Source organism: Frankia sp. BMG5.23 (assembly GCF_000685765.2).
Lineage (GTDB): Bacteria > Actinomycetota > Actinomycetes > Frankiales > Frankiaceae > Frankia > Frankia casuarinae.
In genome coordinates this window covers 33,826-57,781 of record NZ_JDWE01000032.1, presented here as the reverse complement: position 1 = coordinate 57,781, position 23,956 = coordinate 33,826, and the positions used below count along the sequence as shown (strand labels likewise).

Here is a 23,956-nt window from a genome sequence, read left to right as displayed (position 1 = left end):
TGCGCCACAGCCGGCGGGAAAGCACCCGCCGGCCCCGCCCTCGAACCCTTCCTCACCTGGCAGACCACCACCCAGACCGGCAGCCCTCCCAGCACCGACCCNCCCCAGGACGGCCCACCCGACGGGCCCGAGCCCTAACCCCACCCACAAGCCGAAAACCACCCGACCGGCAACACCGGCCGGGCCTTCGGCCCGCCCACCCACGCCATCACCGAACTCTTACGGATAGCGCCGTGCAAGCTATAGCCGGCGTCGCCCTCGATCACCAGGGAAAGATCGGTTCCCCGAACCTGCGGATTGACCACGAAAGGGATAACACTCACTCCCGCGCCGGCAGCCGACGATGGCGCATCGTGGCACTTTCTTGACACCGGGATGGCGGGAGGCTGCACTCAGTCCTCCTCGGCGACTTTCAGCATCTGCTCCGGAAACCCGGTGCGTTCCGCCACATGCTCGACGGAGTATCCCTGTCGTAGCAGGTCACGAGCCTGTTCCAGGGTCCAGCCCCGACCGGGGTCGACCCGACGGACAACTACCTCACTCGCCTGGCGCCGTTCCTGGGGCCAGCTGAGTCGTGCACGGCGTGCCAAGGGTCGACCTCCGAGATTTGAGAGGACTTTGGTGTTACGCCACCAAGGATAGGCCATATTGACGTCGGCCTGCCCGTTGAACTCCACGATAGCGGGTGCCGACCAGTTAATGCAGACCCGCGCCGGAAGACAGCGCATCACGCGAAGACTCTGGCCCGAACAGGCGGCACGCCAAGAGGTACGAGAGTCCTTGATCCTCGGCTGGCCGGATCCATCGGTGACCGGGAAGACCTTCCGCGAGAGCGGTTCAGCCGAGAACGGCACCGACGCATCTCACCGGGTGACTTCCCGCAAGGCATGGCTATGGATGGCCAACCGGGTCGTGGATGCATAGCGGCTCCGCTCCGATGCGACGGGTCACCTCGGTGAACGTATAACGGCGGATCCCGGCCCCGCGGTGGCCGGCAGCCGTGCCCGTTTATCGGCTCCGGGTGAGGCCACGACCCGCGGCTTCCGCCGGGGCCGAACGCGCGCCCGACGGCTGGACGGCGGGCGCGGACACTTCCGTGGTCCTGGTCGAGCGGCCGTGCTCACGCAGCATCGTCCGCCACTGCTGCGGGGAGTGACTCGCCGGCCGGGTGGTCGCCAGAAAATCCTCGAGAACCGCCCGGAAGCGTTCGGGGTCAGTGTGATGGGGGAAATGCCCGGCACCGGAAAAGATCTCCAGGCGGCTCCCCGGCATCGCCTCGTGCGCCATCCACGCGTGCTCAACCGGGATGACGGCATCCCGGTCACCCCAGACGATCAGCGAGGGCATCCCGGCGGCGAGGTAGCACCGGTCCAGCATCGTGATGGACTGCCCACGCCCGTCCACCGCCGACCGTAGCGTGCGCAGGAACGCCGCCCGCGCGGTGGGTACGCCCAGCGAGTCGAAGACGTTCAGGAGATCGTCGGCGTCCCGCCCGAGATCGGTGTGCAGCAGGCGCAGCGCGTGCATTCCGGCCCAGCCGGCGACCCGCACCGGCGGCATGCCGATCAGGGAAAGCACCGCCCCGGCTCCGGGCACGGCCGCCGCCCGCAGCGCGGGATGCAGGTGCGGCCCGACCCCGCCGGTGGCGACCAGCACCAACCGCTCGCAGCGCTCCGGGAACTGGTAGGCGAACTGCATGGCCACCCCGCCGCCCAGCGAGTGTCCGACGACCGTGGCGCGCTCGACTCCGAGGATGGTGAGCAGGTCACGCATGCCGCACGCGTAGCCGGCCACCGAGTAGTCACCGCGCGGTTTGTCCGACTCGCCGTGTCCCAGCAGGTCGGGAGCGATGACGGTGTGCCGGCGGGCCAACTTCGGGATGATCGAGGCCCAGGTGCGCGCGTTGTCCCCGATGCCGTGGATGAGCAGTAGAACCGGCCCGCGCCCGGCCCGCAGATAGCACCGCCGGTACCCGTGGACCGTGACGAAGCGGGAGGTCAGCGGGCCCACCCGGGGCACGCCATGGGCACGGCCGCCCCCGGTGCTCGTCGTCCCGTCTGCCGATGCCACGACCGAGGCTGGATTCTTCCTCACTCGCCACCACCCACCCGCGACTCGCCGCCACCCACCTGCCCCCGCTCGAAGCACACCATCCTACTTCCACGGCCTACCCCGGGAGCCGGCCCGGGACTCGTACCCGCCTCCCCGCGCCCGACCGCTTCTGACCTGGTGGTCAGAACCTGATGGTCAGAATTCGATGTTGCTCATCACATGCTTGATCCTGGTGTAGTCCTCCAGGCCGTAGACCGACAGATCCTTGCCGTACCCGCTCTTCTTGAACCCACCGTGCGGCATCTCCGCCACGAGCCGGATGTGCGTGTTGATCCATACGCAGCCGAAGTCCAGCCGGCGGGCGACCCGCAGGGCCCGGCCGTGATCGCGGGTCCAGACGCTGGAGGCCAGGCCGTATTCGACCCCGTTGGCCCAGGCAACCGCGGTGTCCTCCGAGTCAAACCGCTGCACCGTGATGATCGGGCCGAACACCTCGGACTGGATGAGCTCGTCGTCCTGGCGCAGACCCGAGACGACCGTGGCCGGGTAGAAGTAGCCCGCCCGGTCCAGCGGAGCACCGCCGGCGAGCACCTCGGCATGTTCAGGTGCCCGCTCCACGAAACCGCTCACCCGGGCCAGTTGGCCCGCGTTGTTGAGGGGCCCGTAGTCGACGTCGGGCTCCTCCGGCGATCCAGTCGCGGTCTTCCCGGCCGCCTCGGCCAGGGCGGCTGCGAGCTCGTCGTGGACGCCCGGCGCGGCCAGCACCCTGGTCGCCGCCGTGCAGTCCTGGCCGGCGTTGAAGTACGCGGCCTCGGCGATCTGCCGCGCCACCACCGCCGGATCCACGTCGTCGAAGACGATGACCGGCGCCTTGCCCCCGAGTTCGAGGTGCACCCTCTTCAAGGAGTCCGCCGCGGCCCGGGCGATCTCCATCCCGGCCCGCACGCTGCCGGTCACCGAGACCATCGCCGGGCCCGGATGGGCCACCAGCGCGCGTCCGGTGTCACGATCACCACACACCACGTTGAGCACGCCGGGCGGGAGGAACTCCGCGGCGATCTCGGCAAGCAGCAGGCTGGACGCCGGGGTGGTGTCGGAGGGCTTGAGCACGACGGTGTTGCCCGCCGCGATCGCCGGCGCGACCTTCCAGACCGCCATCATCAGCGGGTAGTTCCAGGGCGTGACCTGGGCACAGACCCCGATGGGCTCGCGGCGGACATAACTGGTGTACCCCGCCAGGTACTCGCCGGCCGACCGGCCCTCGAGCAGCCGCGCGGCCCCGGCGAAGAACCGGATCTGGTCGGCGGACGGCCCGACCTCCTCGTCCACGGTGAGCCGCAGCGGTTTGCCGGTGTTCGCGCTCTCCACCGCCGCGACCTCGTCGGCCCGGTCCTCCAGCGCGTCGGCCACCCGCAGCAGTGCCCGGGACCGCTGCGCGGGCGTGGTGTCCCGCCAGCCCTCGAACGCCGCGCTCGCGGCCGCCACGGCCGCGTCGACGTCGGCCGGCCCCGACCGGGGTGCCTGCGCCAGCAGGTCCGCCGTCGACGGGTTCAGGATGGACATTGTCTCGCCATCGACGGCCGGGGTGGAGACGCCACCGATGAGATTGGCGAAGATCGCATCCATGTCTCTGTCCCTCCTGGGGGATCGGGCCGGCTCAGCCGACGAGGTCCCGGGCCATCTGGTCGAGGCTGTCGAGGTAGCGGTCGACATCGGCGTCGGTGTGCTGCACCGACAACGTCCACTCCTCCTCGCGCCCGGGCGCCATGAGGACGTTGCGGTTGGCGTTGTAGAGCCAGGCCAGTTCGGGCAACTCGGCGTTCTGGTGCGCCATGAACGAGGTGTAGTCACGGATCGGGGCGTCGGTGAAGTGCACGCATCCCTTCGAGCTGATGCCGACGGTGTAGCCGGGAATGCCGTGCCGGGTCAGGATCTCGTCGCAGCCGGCGGTCAACCGGCCACCCAGCCGATCGAGGTGGGTGTAGGCGTCGGGAGTGAGCACCTCGAACAGGCTCGCCCGGGCGGCGGCCATGGTCAGCGGGTTGCCGTTGTACGTGCCGACCTGTTTCACCCGGTCCGAGGCCACGGCCTCCATCAGTTCCGCCGTCGCGCCGATCGCCCCGGACGGCAGCCCGCCACCGAGCGCCTTGGCCAGGGTCACCAGGTCCGGGCGCACGCCGAACCTCTCGGTGGCCCCACCGGCCGCCACGCACAGCCCCGTCTTGACCTCGTCGAAGATCAGGATAACCCCGTACCGGGAGGTGATCTCCCGGACCGCCGCCAGGTAACCGGGCTCCGGCAGGACGACGCCGAGGTTCATCATCGCCGGCTCCATGATCACACAGGCGGGCAGGCGTCCCTCGGCGGCGAGCGCGGCGATCCGCCGCTCCATCGCCGGAGCGTCGTTGAAGGGGACCGGCACCGTGAGGTCGACGACCACCCGGGGGATCCCGGCACCGTAACCCAACGAGTTCATGTTCTCGGCCGGACCGATGTCGTCGTACGGGGTCCCGATCGACACCATCACGTAGTCGTGGTGCCCGTGGTACGAACCGAAGATCTTGACGATCGTGTCGCGGCCGGTGACGCCGCGGGCGATGCGGATCGCGTCCATCGTCGCCTCGGAGCCGGAGTTGACATAGCGCCACTGCGGCAGGCCGAAGCGGCGGGCCAACTCCTCGCTGACCACCACGCAGTCCTCGGTGGGCATCGCGAAGTGCGTACCGAGCGCCACCCGCTCGGTCACGGCCCGCACGATCGCCGGGTGGGCGTGCCCCTGCACCATCGAACCGAACCCGTTGTGGAAGTCGGAGTACTCGTTGCCGTCGACGTCCCAGACCTTCGACCCGAGACCGCGGGTGAGGTAGATCGGCCAGGGATCACGCACCTGGTAGGACGACGGCACCCCGGAGGTCATCGACCGCACCGCCCGCGCATGCAGCGCCTCCGAGCCCCGGGTGCGGACGTCGAGGCGGGCGGACTCGCGCGCGGCCAGCTCCGCGACCCTGGCCCGCGCAACGACCCGGGTCACACCGCTCCCGGAGGCAGTCACATTCGACACTAGCCACGCATCCTTTCCACCGATCAGCCACTGAAAGCGTAGCCTGATCGGCAGCTTGACGATGGAATCCGTCGAAGATTGCGTGGATAAGGATCGCTTCCCAGTTCACTCATCGACGGCCATACGATGGCAGCAGGGGCAGGCCAGCGTGAACGGGCGTGGGGAACCGCCACGGAGGACCGAGGAGGACGCCGGGTGCAGTCGCGACGGTCGCCCGGCCAGCGACTTAGCTCCGATACCCTGCTGGACGATGTCAACAAGGCCATCATCGAGCAGCTGCAGCAGGACGGCCGGCGGTCCTACGCGGCCATGGCGGCGGCGGTCGGGCTCTCCGAGGCGGCCGTGCGCCAACGGGTGCAGCGTCTACTCGACGCCGGCATCATGCAGATCGTCGCCGTCACCGACCCGCTCCGGGTGGGCTTCCACCGGGAGGCGATGATCGGGGTGCGGGTCACCGGGGACACCCGCGTCGTCGCCGACACGATTGCCGCGCTGCCCGAGGTCGATTACGTCGTCCTGACGGCCGGATCCTTCGATCTCATCGTGGAGATCGTCGCCGAGAACGACGAGCACCTGCTCGAACTGATCAACGAGCAGATCCGCGCCCTGCCACAGGTCCTCGCCACCGAGACGTTCGTCTACCTGCGGCTGGTCAAGCAGACCTACACGTGGGGAGCACGCTGAAACGTCCGGACGCCGACAGCGCGGGCCGCCGGGCGCGGAGGGGAAGCCGGGCCGGGTCGAACATCGATAGGGCGCAGAACCTGCCGACGGGCCGACGGGCGCGGCGACGCGGGCGGGCATGCGGTTCGGGGGTGTCACCGTTTGTACCGCCGACGGGAACAACCAAGCGGCCACAACAAGAGTCCAACATATGCAACGAACGTCAAATATCTCGGCCCGGACACACGATGGGGTGAACATGGCGCTGGTCCACCATGACCCGCAGGACGGCATTATGGTTACCCGGATCGGGCAGGCGGAGATAACGGTACGTCCCGAGCCACCGGCGAGCGCCGGGAAGGCTCCGGTCATCCTGCTCCGGTTGGATGCGCCCATGCTCGACACCCTTGCCGCGGCCTACCTGGATCCGGACGAGGCCCGCCGGCTGGCCCAAGCGCTGATGCGGGCGGCCGAGGCGGTGCGTCCGGCAAGCCCGTGGCGAACCCCGGGAACCACCCCCCGCTGATCCCGGAACGGGCCCCGCCGCGGGAGAACCCGCCGCCGACGGCCGCCATGCCGGGGCGGCTCCCGGGCCACCACTGTGCGTCCCGGGCTCGGACGACCGCCAATCCGGGCCCCGCGCCGCCGGGCGTCGGCGCGCATCCCGGCCGGGCGCCCGGGTCGCCAACCGGCGGAAGGAGCGGACGGATTCCGATGAAAACGGCCCGTGATACGGCCCGTGATAATGATGCATGCCTGCCTAAATGCGAAAGTACCCTCGGAAAAACTTTCCGAGGGTACTTTCGACTGGTAGCGGGGACAGGATTTGAACCTGTGACCTCTGGGTTATGAGCCCAGCGAGCTACCGAGCTGCTCCACCCCGCGTCGGTGTGTCTTCACTATACAGGGCCGCCATCGGCGGCTGTCAAATCGATGGCGGCCCCAATTTCGGAACTTTCGGGACTAGCCGGGCGCCGGGGCGGCCCGGGCCCCCGGTGGACCGGGAGTGTCGCCGCCGGCCACGGTCGCCGAAGGAGACGGAGCCGGTGGTTTGGCTGCCGGTGACGCGGGGACCGGTGACGCGGGCACCGACGCACCGGCCCGTGTCGCCGTGGCAGCGGGCGGTGTCGCCGCCGGACTCGACAGAGTACGCAGGCGACCCAGCGCATCAGCCAGCTCGCTCTGGGCCTTCCCGTAGGCGGTGAAGTCCGGCGGGCTCTTGCGCAGAGCGTCCTGCCCCGCCTGGTAGGCGCGGTCGGCGTCGCCCACGGCGTCCTGCAGCGCGGTCTGCCCCGGCGGCGGGACGCCGGCCCCGCCCTGCCCGGATCTGGGAGCCGGCGTGCCGTCCTGACCGGCGTCCGTGGTCGTGGCCCCGATGCCGGCCCCGGCCGCCGCGGCACCGGCACCGGCACCGAAGACCTTGTCCAGGGCCTCACCCAGCGAGGCACCGAAACCGATGCGGTCGCCGAAGGCCGTGGCGACCCCCTGCAGGGTCGGGTAGCCGGTGCTCCCTCTGGCCTGGACGTAGTAGGGCTCGACGTAGAGCAGGCCGCCGGCCAGGGGCAGGGTCAGCAGGTTGCCCTCGATCGTGGTCGCTCCCCCGCTGCGCCATAGCGACAGCTGTTTGGCCACGTCGCCGTTGCCCTCGATGGCGTTCTGCACCTGGACCGGACCGTTGATCGTGTTCCCCGCCGGCAGTTTGAGCAGGGTGAACCGGCCGTAGTTGGCGGGGTCACTGGACACCGCCATGTACGCCGCGAGCTTCGAGGACCGGGCGGAGATCAACGGTGAGGTGAGGTTGTAGGACGGGTCTTTGCGCCCGGGAAGCTGGCTGTAGACGTAGAACGGCGGCTGGGGTTGCCCGCTTCCATCCGGCGAGTCGGACACATCCCAGAAGTCCTCCTGGGAGTAGAAGTCCCGCGGGTTGGAGATGTGGTACTGCCCGATCAGATCGCGCTGGACCTTGAACAGGTCCTCCGGATAACGCAAGTGTGCTCGGAGGGACGGCGGGATGTCACTCTTCGGCTTCACCGTGTCCGGGAACGCCTTCATCCAGGTCCGTAGCACCGGGTCGGACTCGTCCCAGGCGTAGAGGGTGACGGTGCCGTTGTAGGCGTCCACCGTCGCCTTCACCGAGTTACGGATGTAGTTGACCTGGTTCGAGGCCTGCCGGGTGCGGTTGCCACTCTGGGTGGTCACCGAGTCGGCGGTCACGTCACCCAGGGTGCGCCGGGCGGAGTAAGGATAGCCGTCGGAGGTTGTGTAACCATCGAGAATCCAGGTCACCCGGCCATTGACGATCGCCGGGTACGGGTCTCCGTCGAGGGTGAGCCAGGGCGCTGCCTTGCTCACCCGGTCCCGCGGGTTTCGCTCGTCCAGGATCCGGGAGTTCTTCGTGATGTCACCGGAGAGCAGGATGTTCTTCTCCCCGAACCGCAGCGCGAACAGCGCCCGACGGAAGGTCGAGCCGATCGAGACCCCACCGTCGCCCTGGTAGGTCGTGGTGACCTGGGTTTCTCCCGGCCCCGGCCCATCGATCTCCATCTGCCTGGTGCCGACGATGGAATACGACGGCGACATCTCCCCGAAGTAGACCCGGTTCTCCTTGATACCGAAGGTACCGTCCTGCGGGAAACCGCTCACGCCGTGATCGAAGTCGGGGCGCCCCACGTCGACGGTGTTCGACGGCGCCGCGACAAATCCCTTGCCGTGGGTATAGGTCAGGTGCTCGTTGATCCAGTTGCGCTGCTGCGTTCCCAGCCCGGCCTGGTTCAGCTCCCGCACCGATACCACGTAGTCCTGGGTCGTCGACTTCTTGTCCGCCCCTGTGACGGTGTACCGGTCGACGTCGAGCGTCGGCGGGAAACCATAGTAGCCGCGGAACTGCTGGAGCTGCTGGAACGTCCGGGAGAGTTTGCTGGGGTCGAGTAGACGGATGTTGGGGACCGTGCCGGTGTCGGCGGCGACCTGCTGGGCGGTGACGTCGGTGCTGGCGGCATAGTCCTGCGGCTCGACGTCCTGGATGCCGTAGGCGGCCCGGGTCGCCGCGATGTTGCGCGCGATGTAGGGCTCCTCGCGGGTCGCCTCGTTCGGCCGGACCTGGAACTGCTGGACGATCGCCGGGTAGATCCCGCCGATCACCACCGAGGACAGGACAAGGATGCCCGCGCCGAGCAGCGGCAGCGTCCAGCCCCGCTGGAAGATGTTGTAGATGAACAGCACCGCGCAGGCCAGCGAGATGAACAGCAGGATCAGCTTCGCCGGCAGCACGGCGTGCACATCGGTGTAGGACGCACCGGTCCCCACCCCGCGCGAGGAGAACACCGAGCCGAACCGGTCGAGGTAGTACGCCCACGCCTTAAGCAGGGCGAGCAGCCCGAGTAGCACCGAGATGTGCGCCTTCGCCGCCGGGGTCACCCGTTCCCCCGTGGTCTGCATCCGGATTCCGCCGAACAGGTAGTGGGTCAGCAGGGTGACGAGCAACGACAGCAGCACCGCGGTCAGCAGGAAGCCGAGCAGGAACCGCTGGAAGGGATAGCTGAACGCGTAATAGCTGATATCCCGGTGAAACTGCAGATCAGGGGTCCCGAAAGACTCGCCGTTCACCCACAGCAGCCACGTCCGCCACTGGCCGGCGGCGGACAGGCCCGCGGCCAGGCCGAACAGCGTCGTGACCGCGAGCAGGATCAGCAGCATATACGGCTCGATCACCGACCGGTAGCGTTCCAGGTTCTGCTGCTCGGTCGACAACGGCCGAAGCGGCGGCCGTAGCCGGTACGCAAGTACGATGTTGGTCCCGACGATGATCGCCATTACCACGCCGAAGAGGACGAACAGCAAAATCCGGGTGTAGAGGACAGTGGTGAACACCCTGCTGAAGTCGATCGAGCGGTAGAACAGCAGGTCAGTGTATAGCCGGGTGAAGATGGCGATGATCGTAATCGCGAGGACGATGACAAGCAGCACCGGCACGAGCACCTTGGTGCGGGTCAGCACCGGGCGGCGACTGGTGGTTGCCACAGGTTCCTCCGTGCGTCGGTGATTCGGTGATTCGGGGCGCGTACCGCCCTAGTACGGCAACCTACGCCAGGGGCTCTGGGGGAGATCGGAGAGGATGGGTCGGTGAACAGCCCGAACATCACGGAGTTGACCTCCGTCGTACTCGAGGTCGAGCGGCACGTCGCCGATTCCGGGTGGGATCAGCCCAGCCAGGTCTACGCGCTGGCCGACACCGCCGACCTGCTGGCGCGAGAACCCGCGCTGGCCCCCCACATCGGAGACTCCCCGCCTGGGTCGCTGACCCCGGTCGAGCAGGAACCGCTGCCGGTGGGGCGGCTCGACGAGGTGCTGGCGGGGATCGGATGGCCGCCGGAGGTGCTCGGATGCGTGCTGGTCACCGAGCTTGTCGTCCTGCCGCCCAGCGCGGAGGAGGAGGCTCCGTACTCCGATCACGAGATCGAGTACTGGGCGGCGAACCATCCCGAACGCCAGGACGTCCGCCTCGCCGTCGGGGTCACCCGCAGCGGGCTGCACGCGTCCTGCCTGCGAGTCCGCGGGGACGACGAACTCGTCATCGATCCGGATCTGGCCGACAACCTCGTCGACGGACTGCTCGCGACCTTCCAGTGAGTCGACCCGGCGGGCGGCGGCGCACGGCAGCCGCCCGCCCTCTTCCGGCGCCACCGGGCACAACGGCGCCACCGGGCACGCGGATGGCGCATGGCACGCGGATGGGGCGCGCTCAGCAGGAGGGCACCGCCGCGGCCGGATTCGTCCGGAGGGCGTCGACGGCCTTCAGCGCGCCCGCCAGCGATTCCACCTTCACCAGGCGCGGACCGCCGGAGTCGATCGCGCGGGCGTCACCGCAGTTCCCCGCGGGGACCAGGAAGATCGATGCCCCGGACGCCCTGGCCCCGAGGATCTTCTGCTGGATACCGCCGATCGGTCCCACCTCACCGGCGGAGGTGATCGTCCCGGTGCCAGCAATGATCTTTCCTCCGGTCAACGCGCCGGGGGTGAGAAGGTCCACGATGCCCATCGCGAACATCAGCCCGGCACTCGGCCCGCCGACATCGGAGATGCGGATACGAACCGTGAACGGGTAGGTCCGCTTCTCCGTCGTGGTGACACCGATCATGGCACGAGCGGGGTCGTCGGTGGCGGCCCGGGTCGTGACGGTGGCCGTGGCCGTCTTTCCGTCGCGCCGATAGGTGACCGTCACAGGATGGCCCGGAGCCACCTTCCCGATCTGCCGGCGCAGCTCCTCCTGGTTGGCCACGGCCATCCCACCGACCTGCACGATCACATCGCCCGGCATCAGCTTGCCGGTGGCCGGGGAGCCCGTGGGGACCCCGGCGACCGCGACCGAACGGCCGGTGGGCGCGATACCGAGCTGCGCGAGCGCTGCCGCGGTCGCCTGGTCCTGTGAGTCGAGCATCGCCTGCGCGTTCTCCTGCTGGATCTGCTCCTGGCTCGAACCGGGCGGCCTGATCAGCTCGCTGGGGACCACCGCCCGGTCGGAGTCGGACCAGTCCCGCAGCGCGGTGACGAGGTTGAGCCGGGGCGTCTCCTCGACCGTGGTCAGTTCGAGCTTGCCGGCGGTCGGATAGGTCCGCCGGCCGTCCACGGTGATCAAGGACGTCCCGTCAACGCTGCCGAGGGTGTCGGTGACCGGCCCGGGGGCCAAGGTGACGAACGGTACCGGCATCCACAGCCCCGCGACCACGAGAACCAAGGCCAGTACCGACGCGACCACGAGGGTCTGGGTGCGCCGGACCATGCTCGCAGTCTATGTATCAGGGCTCACGACCCTCGTCCCGGCGTCCGGGAACCGAGGTTCGCCACGACGGTCCGGGGTTGCGATGATCGACACCGAAAGGCATTCGGTGGCCCGAAAGGCGCGGCGGAAGGCCGTGGCAGAGTCCGGAAGGCCGCGCGGCGGGCCGGGAGGTGGGGAGTAAAGAACGAGATCGAAAGCACGGCCGAGGGACTCGAAGGACCACTCGGTCCTGAACCGCCGTCCGGCGGCCGGTGAGACGCCCCGGCCGCCGGACGGAAACGGTCAGATGGACTCGGGCGGCGGCGCCGTGTGTCTCGCGGACAACGGCGCCCCGGCCGAGGCGGACCGCCCGGGATGACCGGGATGACCGGGTTCGTCAAGGGCGGTAACGGTACGAACCTCGTGCTGGGCGGGGATCGGTCGGGCCAGCGCGGCCATACTGCGCCGATAGCCCTCAATCGTGATCATGGCTTCGGAGGTGCGGTCGGGACGGCTGCGTAGGGTGACCCACGCAAGAGTTATGAGCACGGCGACGGGGGGGATCAACAGGAACCACATGGGAGCCTCGACGTCGAGACGGGCAAGAAGATGACTTATTTCTATCGTAGGGTGCCCCGATCAGCAGGCGCCTACCCATTCCGCCGCGCCATCCGCAAAAATCTGGTGTTTCCAAATGGGAACCTGCTCCTTGATGTCATCGATCAGACGACGACAGGCGGCAAAAGCCTCCGCCCGGTGGGCCGCGCCGACCGCCACGATCACGGCGGTGTCCCCGACGGCGAGGTGACCGGTACGGTGGACCACCGCGACGGCCAGCACCGGTGCGGTCGCGGCGACGTCGCCGGCGACCCGGGCGATCTCCGTGCCGGCCCGGGGATGCGCCTGATACGTCAGGTCGGTCACCCCGCGGCCCTGGTCATGGCCCCGGACAGTGCCCACAAACAGGGCAATCCCCCCCACGCCAGGGGACCGCACAGCGGCCATGCACTCGTCCACCGACAGGACGCCGTCCCGGATCTCCGCGAGCGTCACCCGCGCGACCGGGTCCGGGTCCGGCACGGACGGCACGGACGGCACGGACGGCACGGACGGCACGGACGGCACGGACGGCACGGACGGCACGGACGGCACGGACGGCACGGACGGCACGGACGACGGAGGTGGCGCGGGCGGGGCGGGCGCGATCGGCGGGGCCCCCGCCGGAGAACACGTCGGTTCCACAGCTACGACCGTAACGGTCGGGGCCAGCACCGTTTCGCCCGTCGGGCAGAAAACGCATTACCGTGGGTTCATGTGCCAACCGTGCGTGCGACTGCCCGCCTCCCGAGGAGGCTACGGCCGATGAGTGGCAACTTCCCGTTCGGCTTCACGCCCGCTGGCGGCGGCGACGAGCCCCGGCCCCCCTTCGGTGGCGGCGCCCCGTTCTTTGCCGAGCTCGAACGGCTGCTGTCCTGGCATGGCGGTCCGGTCAACTGGGAGCTGGCCCGCCAGGTGGCCGTCAGGTCCCTCGGCGACACCGACTCCGCGGTGTCCACGGCCCAGCGGGAGCCGGTGAGCGAGGCGATACGGATCGCCGACGTCTGGCTCGACGCGGTGACCTCGCTGCCGGCCGGAGCCACGGCGGCGCAGGCCTGGTCGCGGCAGGAGTGGATCGAGAAGACCCTGCCGGTCTGGCAGACCCTCTGCGACCCGATCGCCACGAAGGTCGCCGAGGCGATGCGCACTGGGATCTCCAGCGGGCTGAACCACCTCGGTGGTGGCGGGATCGAGCTGCCGAGTGAGCTGCGCGGCGCGCTGCCCCCGGGACTCGACCTCAGCGGGCTGATGGCCACCGGCGGCCCGATCATGCAGATGATGGACCGGGTCGGCGGGATGCTGTTCGGCGCCCAGGTGGGGCAGGCGATCGGCACCCTGGCCGCCGAGGTCGTCTCCTCCACTGAGGTCGGGCTGCCACTCGGACCGGTCGGGACCGCCGCCCTGATCCCGGCGGGTGTCGTCGCCTTCGGTCAGGGCCTGGAGATCCCCGAGGACGAGGTCCGCATCTACCTGGCGCTGCGGGAGGCCGCGTCCAGCCGGCTGTTCGCGCACGTCCCCTGGCTACGCGCCCACGTCCTGGGCGCGGTGGAGGAGTACGCCCGCGGCATCGCGGTGGATACCGAGGCCGTCGGACGGGTGATGCGGATGGTCGACCCGACGGCGTTGATGAACCCTGAACGGCTGTCGGAGGCGCTCGGCGAGGACGTGTTCAGCGACGCCACCACCCCCGAGCAGAAGGCCGCGCTCGCCCGTCTCGAACTGATCCTCGCGCTGATCGAGGGCTGGGTCGATCATGTGACGGACGCCGCGGCCACCGGTCATCTGCCGGCCGCGGGCAAACTGCGCGAGATGGTGCGGCGCCGTCGCGCCGAAGGCGGTCCGGGCGAGCAGACCTTCGCCACGCTGGTCGGTCTCTCCCTGCGGCCACGCAAGCTGCGGGAGGCCGCCGCCCTGTGGGAGGCGGTACGGGAGGCCCGGGGTCACGAGGGTCGCGACGCGCTGTGGGCGCATCCCGATCTGCTGCCCACCGCGGCAGATCTCGCCGCCCCGGAGGCGTTCGTGTCCGGCGCGTCGTCGAGCGCGCTCGACGACCCGATCGGTGAAATCGAGAAACTCCGCGGCGCCCCACCCGCCGATGGCGGATCCGACGGGCCGGACAACCCGGACAGGTAACCCGGACGGACCAGTGATGATCCACAGTTTCGTCCACAGCACGTCCACAGCGATCCACGGGTGTTCATCCTTCGCCGGTCGGACGTGCCACGCTGAGGATCCGCCGGTCGCCGTGACCGGCCCGTCCTGGTCCGATTCCCCGGCCTCAACCGGCCGGCGGGAACACCCGGAGGATCCATGCGCCCGATCCTCAAGCCGGGCCTGCGCCGGCTCTGGCACAACAGCTCCACCCTGCAGCTCGGTATCGACACCGCACGCGCCGTCATCCTCGCCGACCTGGCCCCGTCGGACGCCGCCCTGCTCGACGCCCTCGACGGCAGCCGCACGCTGGAGCAGCTGCGTCTCGATGGCACTCCCGCCGGCCGGGTCCTGCTCGACCTGCTCGCCGAGGCCGGTCTGCTGGACGACGCCACGGCGCCTCCCGGTGCGGCACCGCTGCCCGCGGTCGAGCATGACCGTCTGTCGCCCGACCTGGCGGCGCTGTCCCTGGTGTCGGAGGATCCGGCCGGTGCCCGCCGGGTCCTCGCCACCCGCCGGGCGATGCGGGTCCTCGTGCGCGGCGCCGGTCGCGTCGGTGCTCAGGTCGCGGCCCTGCTCGCCGCGGCCGGGATCGGTCGGGTCGTCATCGACGATCCCGAGGTGACGACCGCCGCCGACGTCTCCCCGGGCGGCCTGCGCCTCGACGACGTGGGGCGTCCCCGGTCCCTGGCCACCGGCGCGGCGGTGACCCGGGCCAGCCGGCAGGGCGCCGGGCACCGTCGGCCCGACGAGGACCGGTTCGCCGCGGATCTGATCGTGCTGGCTCCGGTCGGTCTGCCGATGATCCACCCTGGGGAGTGCCTCGATCTGGAAGGCCGAGGCACCGCCCATCTCGTGGCCGGAGTGCGGGAGACCACGGGGATCGTCGGTCCGCTCGTCGTGCCGACCGTGACCGCGTGCCTGCACTGCCAGCACCTCCACCGGTACTCCCGGAACCCGGTCTGGCCGGTGCTCGCCATGCAGATGGTCCACCGCCCGGCCACCGGGCCGGACGCCTGCGAGATCACCCTGGCGGGTCTTGTCGCCGCGCTCACCGCCATGCAGGCCCTGGCCTTTCTGGACCTCGCCGCCTCGCCTCCACCCGACCTATCCGCCCTATCTGCCCTATCTGCCCTATCTGCCCCACCCGACCTGTCCGGCGTCACGGGACCCGCCCCGGGCCAACATCCCGACAACTCGGACCATCTGCCACCGACAGCAAGCAGCCATAATGAGACCTTCATTACATTGACTTCCCCGCGCACGGTCCTACCGGTGACCGCGGTCCTACCGGTGACCGCCGACGGCACGCTGGAGTTCACCGTTCCCGGCTGGCGGATTCGCCGACGCACCTGGCCGGTCCACCCCAACTGTCCCTGCCGCACCGCCCGATCGGCGGCCGCGTCGGCGGAGGCCTCTGCGCCGGTGGCACCCGCGTGACCGTTCCACCCCGCGGGCGGTCGCCGCGCCGGCGTCCTGGAGTCATTTGGCGTCCTGGAGTCATTACGCCTGGCCGGCACCCGTGACGACGCGGAACAGGGCACGATGGAGCAGTGTCCGAGATCCCACGGCGGGCCGTCGTCCGCACCGCCAAGCTGGCCACGCTTCCCATCGGAATAGCCGGCCGAGCCACCCTCGGCGTCGGCAAACGCATCGGTGGTCGCCCCGCCGAGGCCGTCGCCTCCGAGCTCCAGCAGCGCACCGCCGCGCAGATCTTCCGGGTGCTCGGGGAGCTCAAGGGTGGCGCCATGAAACTGGGCCAGGCGCTGTCCGTCTTCGAGGCGGTGCTTCCCGACGACGTCGCCGGGCCATACCGGGCGGCGCTGACCAGGCTGCAGGAGGCGGCGCCCCCGCTGCCGGCGGCAGTGGTGCACCGCGTGCTCGCCGAGGAGCTCGGAGCGGACTGGCGCTCGCTGTTCACGAGCTTCGACGACGTTCCGGCGGCGGCGGCCAGCATCGGCCAGGTGCATCGGGCGGTCTGGGCTGACGGCCGAGCCGTCGCGGTGAAGGTGCAGTATCCGGGAGCGGGTCCCGCTCTGCTCGCCGATCTCACCCAGCTCGGCCGGGCCGCTCGGCTGTTCGGCGCGGTCACTCCCGGATTGGACATCAAGCCGCTGGTCGAGGAGCTCAAGGCCCGAATCGCCGAGGAGCTCGACTATCGGTTGGAGGCCGCCTGGCAGGGGGCCTTCGCCGAGGCGTACGCGGACGACCCGGACGTCGTCATCCCCCGGCCGCTGGCCGGTTCTGGCCGGGTGCTCGTGAGCGAGTGGATCGAGGGAATACCCCTGTCCGTCATCATCGCGGACGGTACCCCGCAGCAGCGCGACACCGCCGGCCTGCTGCTCGTGCGGTTTCTCTATTCCTGCCCGGGTCGCGCCGGTCTGCTGCACGCTGATCCGCATCCCGGCAACTTCCGCCTGCTGTCCGACGGGCGGCTCGGCGTCCTGGACTTCGGCGCCGTGAACCGCCTGCCGGACGGCCTGCCGGCGCCGATCGGCCGGCTGGCTCGACAGACCCTGGCCGGGGACGCCGACGCCGTCGAGCAGGGACTGCGCCGCGAGGGCTTCATCCCGCCGTCGGCCGAAATCCGAGCCGAGGACCTGCTGGATTATCTGGCCCCGATGCTGGAGCCGATCGCGGTGGAGGAGTTCACCTTCTCCCGAGGCTGGCTGCGCAAGGAGGCCGCCAGGCTCGGAGACTGGCGGTCGGCGGCGGCACAGCTCGGTCGCCAGCTCAATCTGCCGCCGTCGTACCTGCTCATCCACCGGGTGACACTCGGCGCGATCGGCATCCTGTGCCAGCTGGGCAGCACCGGCCGCTTCCGGGACGAGATGGAGCGCTGGCAACCCGGGTTCGCCGAACCGGGGACGGCGACCGCCCGCGCGGCCGAGGACGCCAACCGGCCCGGTCGTCCCCTGCCCGCTCTCCCCGTCCAGGACGAGGCCGGAATCGTCCGGCCGCTGGACGGCCCGGTCGTTCTGGCCGGCGGGTTGCCCGGCCCGCGCAAACCCCGCAGACCAGGACGGACCGGCAGGACGACCAAGGCCCGCAAGGCCGGGAGGTCGGCGGCCGACACCGCTCCGGCGACTGCCGACGACCTGGCCACCGCCCCCGCGGCGCTGCCCCTACAGGCCGAGCCGGCCGAACCGAGCCGGCCCTCTACCCCGGCGAACCGCTCCGCCGCGGCTCGACCCGGGTCGGGCCGCAAGGCCGCCCCGCGCCGGGCACCGGACGAGGAGTCGTTCTCCGACCCCGCAACCGTGACCGACGCTTATTGACGGGCTGGCCCGGCGGGTCAACCCCCCGGCTGCTCGACGATGTCAACGATGTCGACGCCGAGGTACAGGAAGCCGTATCCCTCGTCCCGGAAACGCACCCCGGCGGCGCGCAGCGCAGCCCCCCAGTCGCCCTGGCAGGTGGGATCCGCCGCCTCCGAGCCGTGGTCGGCGGTCAGCAGGATCGCGGTCTCGGCCAGCAGATCCCGCTCGGCGAGCAGGTCGAGGAAGGCGCACAACCGGGCGTCCGCGTCCCGCAGCGCGGCGCGGGCCTGCTCGGAGTACGGGCCGCCCCCGTGATGCCCGGTGTCGGTGATGGTGGTGTTCCACCACATCAGGTCCGGGGGCACCGCGTCCGCCGCCCAGAGCTGCTGGACCTGCGCGAGGCCGAGCGCGTCCACCCGGGTGGACCAGGCATAGTCGGCGTTCTCCCCTACCCAGCGGGCGGTGGCGTGCGGGTCGCCGTCGGCCGCAGGCAGGTAGTCCCCCATATCGCCGGCCCCGCCGTGGTTACCGGCGGCCCGCACGAGCCCGAAGGTCGAGTAGTCCGCACCCCGGTCGACCGGTTCGTTCACGCAGGCGCTGGTCGCCCCGGGTCGGTCGCGCGCGAGGGCCTCGAACAGCGTCTCCACCCCGTCCCGAAGCTGATCGCACGCGGAATGCCAGGTCCGCACGTCGTTGACGATGACCTGCTCGCCGGTCGCCCGGTCGAAGTACACGTTGTGCAGGATGCCGTGCCGGCCCGGCCCGACTCCGGTGAGCGCGGAGGTGTGGTTGGTCAACGTGACGCTGGGGAACTCGGCGATCGCGCCGCCGGTCAGGGCCGTCCCGGTGGCAAGCAGACGCGCGACCCCCGGCAGCTCGCCGGCGTGCGCGAGGTGCAGGACGTCGTTGCTGTTGGCCCCGTCCCAGAGCAGGCCGACGACGTGCCGGGCCCCTGGCCCCACCAGATCGGTGAGCGGCGTCCCCTCCACATCCGCCATGGTCACGCCGGCGAGGGCCGCGAGGGTGGGTCCGATGTCGATGACCCGCGCCGGACAGGATCAGCGGAGCCCGGGACTGGCCGGCATCCAACGATCCGTGCTCACCCAGGTGGCCGCCGCGGTCGGGCCAGTAGTGCCGGGGGGTGTGTACGACGATCAGATCGGGTGAACGGCTGGGATCGGCGAAGGCGGACAGCAGTCGCCGTCCGGCGAACGGGTAGGAGTTGCGCTCGTTCGGTGGTGACGGGTCGGCGAGCGCCGCCGCGAGCGGCACGCCGTGCATCGGATCCTCCGACCCGAGCGGATCACGCCCGAAGCGAAGTTCCCGGGGACCGTCCGGATCGGCCACCGGCAACCGCGACGAACCGATCGCGTTCGCCACGTAGAGCCAGCCGGAATCGACCCAGGCCACGAGATCCACGATCGCGGCCAGCTCGGGACCGGTGAGGATGGCAACGGCCAGAGAAAGATCGTCGGATGCGGCCAGTCCCGGCGCTCCGGCCGGACCCGCACCTGTGGACACCGGGTAGACACGCTCGCTGCTGGGCACGCCGGAACAGTACCGGGGCCGCAGGCACCAGCGGAAGAAAAGCGCGGCAACACCGGTGGGCGGAACACCGACGATCCGGTGTCCCGCCCGTGCTGGTGCGGCGATGCCACCGCCGCCCCCGTGTGATCAACGGGTGGCACGGGGGCTCAGGCGGCGACCTCTTCTTCCTTGCGCTCCTTGCGCGGACGGCCGCGGGGCCGCTTACGCGGGACGACGCTGCCGGTCACCAGCAGTTCGCCGCCCCACACTCCCCAGGGCTCGGCACGGTCCAGCGCGGCGGACAGGCACGCCGCCCGGATGGGACAGGTCCGGCAGACGGCCTTGGCGGTCTCCACGTCCGCCGGGGACTCAGCGAAGAACATGTCAGGATCTACGTCCCAGCAGGGCAGGACGAGACGATCCCGCTCGATCCGGGAAACGACCGAGGGGTCGAACACCGATGTCACCTCCGAGACAGGTTGGTCTTCGGGTGGGATGAAGGAAGCGAAACGACAAAGGCCGCAGTCCCCATCGGGATCCGCGGCCTCGGATTCGGCTCCAGTCGGCGCTAGTCCAGGAGCGGATCGTGGGCGGATCCCCGGAAGGTGAAGTGACGGTGTGCATAGCCGGACGCCAGCGCCACGCCCCCCGCCGGGTTCGGGAACGCGGACTCCTGGGCCGACAGATCATCGGCTTGGACCGTGGGGACGGCGGCGGACGTGCCACGGCCTGCGGACGCACCGACGACGGCACCGATGGCGGCACTCATCAATGCCGCGCCGTGCCGGTTCTCCCACGGACGGGTGATCTCGGCGACAGCTCTGTCCATCACGATGCTGAACACGACGAAATCACCTCCTTCTCTGTGGGCTCGGGAGTCCGTGGGACCCGGAGTCCGTGGGACCCGGACGGGTGTCACTCCACATGCCCGCTTCAGGCGTCCTCGGTAACGGTAGAAGCTCGCCGCGCGAACCACAACATATTTTCTGTGTTGCGCCGCGAACACTTCCAGTTACGAAGCGTCGGGCGGCGTGTCGGACCCCAGTGACTCCACCACCGGCGGCGACCCGACCGGCGGCGACCCGACCGGCGGCGTGCGCCCCGCGACGAGGGCGAGTACCTCCTCCCCGTAACGGTCGAGTTTGGCCTGTCCGATGCCGGGCAGCCGCACGAGCTCGGCCACCGTGCCCGGCCGGCTCTCGGCGATCGCCTGCAGCGTGGCGTCGGTGAAGACGACGAAGGCCGGTGCCCCCTGTTCCTTCGCCCGCGCCGAACGCCACACCCGCAGGCGCTCGAACAGCGCGGCGTCGACGTCGCCGGGGCAGCCCTCGCAGCGCCCGACCCGCGCGTGCACACCCGTCAACGACCGGCCGCACGTCCGGCACCGCACCGCCGACCTGCTCCGGGACCGACCCGGGCCGGTCTCCTCCGCCCCGGCCACGGGCCTCGTGCCCTCGCCTCGCCCCCCGTGGCGGACGCCGGCCGCGGACTCCCGGCGCATCGGACGCAGATCGTCGAGGAAGCGAGACGGCCGCCTCGACCGCCGGCCGCCCTCCGCCCGGGACAGCGCCCAGGACAGGACGAGGTGCCTACGGGCCCTGGTCACCCCGACGTAGAGCAGGCGACGTTCCTCGGCGATCTGCTCGGCGGTCCTGGCATGGACGAGGGGAAGCGTGCCCTCGGTCAGCCCGACGAGGAACACCGCATCCCATTCCAGGCCCTTGGCGGTGTGCAGGGTCGACAGGGTCACCCCCTGCACCGTCGGCTGATGCTCGTGGGTCGCGCGGTCGCCGAGCTCGGCGACGAAGGCCTCGAGGTCGGCCTCGGGCGAACGGGCGGCGAGATCGCCGGCCAGCCGGTGCAGCGCGGCGAGGTTCTCCCACTGTTCCCGCTCGGCGCCCGAGCCCACCGTCGGCTGGTCCGCCCGCCAGCCGAGCGCCGCGAGGATGTCGGCGACAGCGGCCGTGAGTCCCTCCGGGCGGTCGGTGTCGGCGGAGCGCACCGCGGCCCGCAGCAACCTCATGGCCGCGACGACCTCGGTCCGCTCGAAGAACTTCTCCCCGCCCCGGAGCAGGTAGGCGATACCGGCCCCGCCGATCGCCGCCTCATACGCCTCGGACTGGGCATTCGTGCGGTACAGCACGGCGATCTCACTCGCCGGCACGCCCTGGTCGAGCAGCCGGCGGATCCGGGACGCCACCGCGGCGGCTTCCGCCGGCTCGCTGTCGCACTCCAGCCACACCGGGGCGGGACCGTCCGGGCGAGCGGCGACGAGGCGGGCCGCCGGGGCCGCCCGCATCAGGGTGTTCGCGAGTCCGACCACCTGGGGGGTGGACCGGTAGTCTCGGATCAGACGCACCACGGCCGCGTCCGGGAACCGGCGCGGGAATCCGAGCAGGTGCTCGGGCGACGCCCCGGTGAACGAATAGATCGTCTGATGGGGGTCCCCGACGACACAGAGGCTGTCGCGCTCCCCCAGCCAGGCGTCGAGGACACGCTGTTGCAGGTCGTTGACATCCTGATACTCGTCAACGACGAAATGGCGGTATCTGGCCCTCACCTCGGCCGCGACCCAGCTGTGCTCCTCGATCATCGCCGCGGTCAGCAGCAGCAGATCCTCCATGTCGATCACACCGGCGTCGCGCTTGACCTCCTCGTACGCGGCGTAGAGCCGGGCGACCGTCTCGGGGGGAGCGGCGGTCTCCCGCCCGCTCGCCGCCGCCATCCGGGCGTAGTCCGCCGGGGTCACAAGCGTCGTCTTCGCCCACTCGACCTCCGAGGTGAGGTCGCGCAGCTCGGCCCGGTCCGGCCGCAGGTGCAGGCGGGCGGCCGCCCGCACCACGTACGGGATCTTGCTCTTCTCCACCTTGGGCAGCGCGACCCCGGCGACCGACGGCCAGAAGTACAACAGTTGCTTGAGAGCCGCGGAATGGAACGTCCTGGCCTGCACTCCATCGACACCCATGGCCCGCAACCGGCCGCGCAGCTCTCCCGCAGCCCTGGCCGTGAAGGTCACCGCCAGGATCTGGCCCGGCCCGACCCCCCCCTGCGCGACCATGTGCGCGACTCGATGGGTGATGGTGCGTGTCTTACCTGTACCGGCGCCGGCGAGGATGCAGACCGGTCCGAGCGGGGCTCCGGCCGCGGCCCGCTGTTCGGGATCGAGCGCGGCGAGCAGATCGTTGCCCGATCGCACACGGGCGGCCTGGGCGGCGAGGGCAGGCGGTCCGGACATCATCCGATACGGTAGTCCCCGCCGCGCGGCGGGAACCGACGGCGCCGCGGTGGGGTTACATGAACCGTTGTGTCACCAGCGGCTTGGAGGCCCTTTCGTGCTCACGATCTACACGACTTCCTGGTGTGGCTACTGTGTTCGGCTGAAGCGCCAACTCGACCATGCCGGCATCGAGTACACGACCGTTGATATCGAGCAGGACCCGACAGCAGAGCAACGTGTCCGCGATGCGAACAACGGGAACGCGACCGTGCCGACCGTGCTCTTTCCCGATGGCACTGTGATGACGAACCCGAGCCTTCGCCAAGTCACAGAGAAGGCCACTTCTGCCGCATAACGGATACGTAGAGCAACGACATCTCGGGAGTTCTTACCTTCCCACTGCACACGCGGCCGGCTCGTGGGACGGTGTCCGTTACTGCCCGTGAAGTTTGTGGGAGAGTTCGGCCTGTGTCGTCAGCACCTTCAGAACAGGCGTGGAGCACCGTCGATGCCGCGCTGCGGGCCGCCAGTGCCCTTCACCGGATGGAGACGGCCTGTTTCGTCGTGGTATCGACGACGACCGCGAGCTATCTCCGGGTAACAGGTCCCTCCCCTGGTCTCGACGAGGGAACGCACTATCCCCGGGGGGACAGCCTGGTCGCCCGCGTGCTCGACGGCACGCCCGCCACGGCGTCCGGTCTTGACCCGACGCACGCCGGATCCGACACGGCCGAATACCGCCAGCTCGGGATACGCAGCCATGTCACGATGCCGGTGGTCCGCACGGACGGTCGGCTGGTGGGCCTCCTCGTCGGCCTGGACCGTAGCAAGGTGATCGTATCGGCCGACATCCTGGCCCTGCTGCGCGGGGTAGCCGATGCACTCGCGGTCACCGGGGACGTTCCCGCGCCGAGCCCGCCGACGGTCTCCGCGAACGGTCCCCGCCCGCCCGGCGGCCCGCCCCCGCCGGGCCCACCGGCGACCCCGCGCCCACCGGGGCGGATACCCACCCCGCAGACCATCGCGCGGGCGGCCCGGCCCGGACCGCCGGGCCGGGCCGGGCCGGACCGGCCCGGACCGCCGTCCGCGGCGGGCGGAACCGGGGCGGGAACCGGCCCCCGCCGGACCCCCTCGGACATGCGCCTTCGACGTACTCCCGCCGGGTGGGTCGTGGAGGGCCCCGGAGCCGAGATCCGGCCGGTCGGCGACCTCCTCTCGGCAATGGTGCTCGCCGATCTGCTGGCCGAGGATCTCGCCCCGCCCGGCCGACCCCGCCGCCCCGATCGTGACCTGAGCGAGGTCGAGCAGCTCCGGCTGTCCGTCGTCCAGCTGGAACACGCGCTGGCCTCCCGCGTAATCGTGGAACAGGCCATCGGGGTCCTCGCCGAACGTAACCACATCCGCCCGCGGGAGGCCTTCGAGCGGCTGCGGCGCACCGCTCGCGGAATGGGACGCAGGGTGCACGATCTGGCTCGGCAGGTGGTCGATTCGGTTGGCGACCCACGCGCCGTGCTACCGGGCGAGCTCGGTGGGCGGGGCGGCAATCCACCGGGCGGTGGACCACCGGCACCGGGCCCCGGCGGCGGCGCGCCCCGCCCCGCGCCCCCGCGTCCCACCTCCACCAGGCGCTGAGCACGCCCCCCGGGAGCGGGACCCCCGGGAGCGGGACG

21 protein-coding genes and 1 tRNA gene are annotated in these 23,956 nt (G+C 70.6%); 9 read left to right on the top strand and 13 right to left on the bottom strand.

Going from position 1 to position 23,956, the window contains the following annotated elements; genetic code table 11:
* Window positions 1-392: 392 nt before the first annotated feature.
* The 4 genes from BMG523DRAFT_RS14890 to BMG523DRAFT_RS14875 all read right to left on the bottom strand — a co-directional run bounded on the left by BMG523DRAFT_RS14890 (window position 393) and on the right by BMG523DRAFT_RS14875 (window position 5,113).
* Window positions 393-590 (bottom strand): hypothetical protein, encoded by a 198-nt coding sequence (locus BMG523DRAFT_RS14890; protein WP_035729797.1) that lies wholly within the window; start codon window positions 588-590, stop codon window positions 393-395.
* Between the two features lie 418 nt (window positions 591-1,008).
* On the bottom strand, window positions 1,009-2,010 hold the full coding sequence (locus BMG523DRAFT_RS14885) for an alpha/beta fold hydrolase (RefSeq protein WP_108913827.1): 1,002 nt from the start codon (window positions 2,008-2,010) through the stop codon (window positions 1,009-1,011).
* A gap of 237 nt (window positions 2,011-2,247) precedes the next feature.
* A complete protein-coding gene (locus BMG523DRAFT_RS14880) occupies window positions 2,248-3,678 on the bottom strand; it encodes a gamma-aminobutyraldehyde dehydrogenase (protein WP_011438152.1) in 1,431 nt (476 codons plus the stop codon).
* A gap of 31 nt (window positions 3,679-3,709) precedes the next feature.
* Window positions 3,710-5,113 carry an aspartate aminotransferase family protein gene (locus tag BMG523DRAFT_RS14875; RefSeq protein WP_023841370.1) on the bottom strand — a complete coding sequence of 468 codons (1,404 nt, stop codon included), beginning with the start codon at window positions 5,111-5,113 and terminating at the stop codon, window positions 3,710-3,712.
* 195 nt (window positions 5,114-5,308) lie between these two features.
* On the opposite strand from BMG523DRAFT_RS14875, the gene BMG523DRAFT_RS14870 reads away from it, so the two are divergent.
* Together BMG523DRAFT_RS14870 and BMG523DRAFT_RS14865 are read left to right on the top strand one after the other, a co-directional pair.
* On the top strand, window positions 5,309-5,797 hold the full coding sequence (locus tag BMG523DRAFT_RS14870; protein ID WP_011438154.1) for an Lrp/AsnC family transcriptional regulator: 489 nt from the start codon (window positions 5,309-5,311) through the stop codon (window positions 5,795-5,797).
* Between the two features lie 238 nt (window positions 5,798-6,035).
* Window positions 6,036-6,302, top strand: coding sequence for a hypothetical protein (locus BMG523DRAFT_RS14865; RefSeq protein ID WP_011438155.1), 267 nt, complete (start codon window positions 6,036-6,038; stop codon window positions 6,300-6,302).
* Window positions 6,303-6,584: 282 nt separating this feature from the next.
* On the opposite strand, the gene BMG523DRAFT_RS14860 is transcribed toward BMG523DRAFT_RS14865, so the two are convergent.
* Both BMG523DRAFT_RS14860 and BMG523DRAFT_RS14855 read right to left on the bottom strand, forming a co-directional pair.
* Window positions 6,585-6,661: transfer RNA gene (locus BMG523DRAFT_RS14860), tRNA-Met, on the bottom strand.
* 78 nt (window positions 6,662-6,739) lie between these two features.
* Entirely contained in the window at window positions 6,740-9,796 is a 3,057-nt protein-coding gene (locus BMG523DRAFT_RS14855; RefSeq protein WP_011438156.1) for a UPF0182 family protein, read from the bottom strand.
* 102 nt (window positions 9,797-9,898) lie between these two features.
* Between BMG523DRAFT_RS14855 and BMG523DRAFT_RS14850 the strand changes: the two genes are divergently transcribed.
* Entirely contained in the window at window positions 9,899-10,405 is a 507-nt protein-coding gene (locus BMG523DRAFT_RS14850; RefSeq protein WP_011438157.1) for a PPA1309 family protein, read from the top strand.
* A 112-nt stretch (window positions 10,406-10,517) separates the two neighbouring features.
* Here BMG523DRAFT_RS14850 and BMG523DRAFT_RS14845 read toward each other — a convergent pair whose 3' ends face one another.
* The 3 genes from BMG523DRAFT_RS14845 to BMG523DRAFT_RS14835 all read right to left on the bottom strand — a co-directional run bounded on the left by BMG523DRAFT_RS14845 (window position 10,518) and on the right by BMG523DRAFT_RS14835 (window position 12,614).
* Complete coding sequence (locus BMG523DRAFT_RS14845; protein WP_023841368.1) at window positions 10,518-11,555, bottom strand: PDZ domain-containing protein; 1,038 nt, start codon at window positions 11,553-11,555, stop codon at window positions 10,518-10,520.
* Window positions 11,556-11,837: 282 nt separating this feature from the next.
* Window positions 11,838-12,113 carry a hypothetical protein gene (locus tag BMG523DRAFT_RS14840; protein WP_011438159.1) on the bottom strand — a complete coding sequence of 92 codons (276 nt, stop codon included), beginning with the start codon at window positions 12,111-12,113 and terminating at the stop codon, window positions 11,838-11,840.
* A 60-nt stretch (window positions 12,114-12,173) separates the two neighbouring features.
* On the bottom strand, window positions 12,174-12,614 hold the full coding sequence (locus BMG523DRAFT_RS14835) for a molybdenum cofactor biosynthesis protein MoaE (protein WP_035729938.1): 441 nt from the start codon (window positions 12,612-12,614) through the stop codon (window positions 12,174-12,176).
* A 282-nt stretch (window positions 12,615-12,896) separates the two neighbouring features.
* Between BMG523DRAFT_RS14835 and BMG523DRAFT_RS14830 the strand changes: the two genes are divergently transcribed.
* From BMG523DRAFT_RS14830 to BMG523DRAFT_RS14820, 3 genes are all read left to right on the top strand, one after another.
* Window positions 12,897-14,264: a zinc-dependent metalloprotease gene (locus tag BMG523DRAFT_RS14830; protein WP_011438161.1), complete on the top strand. Its 1,368-nt coding sequence runs from the start codon at window positions 12,897-12,899 to the stop codon at window positions 14,262-14,264.
* A 177-nt stretch (window positions 14,265-14,441) separates the two neighbouring features.
* Window positions 14,442-15,722: a ThiF family adenylyltransferase gene (locus tag BMG523DRAFT_RS14825; RefSeq protein ID WP_011438162.1), complete on the top strand. Its 1,281-nt coding sequence runs from the start codon at window positions 14,442-14,444 to the stop codon at window positions 15,720-15,722.
* A 113-nt stretch (window positions 15,723-15,835) separates the two neighbouring features.
* Window positions 15,836-17,560, top strand: coding sequence for an AarF/ABC1/UbiB kinase family protein (locus BMG523DRAFT_RS14820; RefSeq protein WP_023841364.1), 1,725 nt, complete (start codon window positions 15,836-15,838; stop codon window positions 17,558-17,560).
* A 17-nt stretch (window positions 17,561-17,577) separates the two neighbouring features.
* Here BMG523DRAFT_RS14820 and BMG523DRAFT_RS27390 read toward each other — a convergent pair whose 3' ends face one another.
* Window positions 17,578-18,531: an alkaline phosphatase family protein gene (locus tag BMG523DRAFT_RS27390; protein ID WP_308726832.1), complete on the bottom strand. Its 954-nt coding sequence runs from the start codon at window positions 18,529-18,531 to the stop codon at window positions 17,578-17,580.
* A gap of 43 nt (window positions 18,532-18,574) precedes the next feature.
* Here BMG523DRAFT_RS27390 and BMG523DRAFT_RS27385 point away from each other — a divergent pair, with 43 nt between their 5' ends.
* Entirely contained in the window at window positions 18,575-18,709 is a 135-nt protein-coding gene (locus BMG523DRAFT_RS27385) for a hypothetical protein (RefSeq protein WP_023841362.1), read from the top strand.
* A gap of 527 nt (window positions 18,710-19,236) precedes the next feature.
* Here the strand turns inward: BMG523DRAFT_RS27385 and BMG523DRAFT_RS14810 are convergent.
* From BMG523DRAFT_RS14810 to BMG523DRAFT_RS14800, 3 genes are all read right to left on the bottom strand, one after another.
* On the bottom strand, window positions 19,237-19,527 hold the full coding sequence (locus tag BMG523DRAFT_RS14810; RefSeq protein WP_011438164.1) for a WhiB family transcriptional regulator: 291 nt from the start codon (window positions 19,525-19,527) through the stop codon (window positions 19,237-19,239).
* Window positions 19,528-19,637: 110 nt separating this feature from the next.
* Window positions 19,638-19,913, bottom strand: coding sequence for a hypothetical protein (locus BMG523DRAFT_RS14805; protein ID WP_011438165.1), 276 nt, complete (start codon window positions 19,911-19,913; stop codon window positions 19,638-19,640).
* A gap of 168 nt (window positions 19,914-20,081) precedes the next feature.
* Window positions 20,082-22,307, bottom strand: coding sequence for an ATP-dependent DNA helicase UvrD2 (locus tag BMG523DRAFT_RS14800; RefSeq protein ID WP_043591406.1), 2,226 nt, complete (start codon window positions 22,305-22,307; stop codon window positions 20,082-20,084).
* 94 nt (window positions 22,308-22,401) lie between these two features.
* On the opposite strand from BMG523DRAFT_RS14800, the gene BMG523DRAFT_RS14795 reads away from it, so the two are divergent.
* Complete coding sequence (locus BMG523DRAFT_RS14795) at window positions 22,402-22,641, top strand: mycoredoxin (protein ID WP_011438167.1); 240 nt, start codon at window positions 22,402-22,404, stop codon at window positions 22,639-22,641.
* A 113-nt stretch (window positions 22,642-22,754) separates the two neighbouring features.
* A complete protein-coding gene (locus BMG523DRAFT_RS14790; RefSeq protein ID WP_011438168.1) occupies window positions 22,755-23,918 on the top strand; it encodes a GAF and ANTAR domain-containing protein in 1,164 nt (387 codons plus the stop codon).
* The last annotated feature ends 38 nt before the right edge of the window (window positions 23,919-23,956 follow it).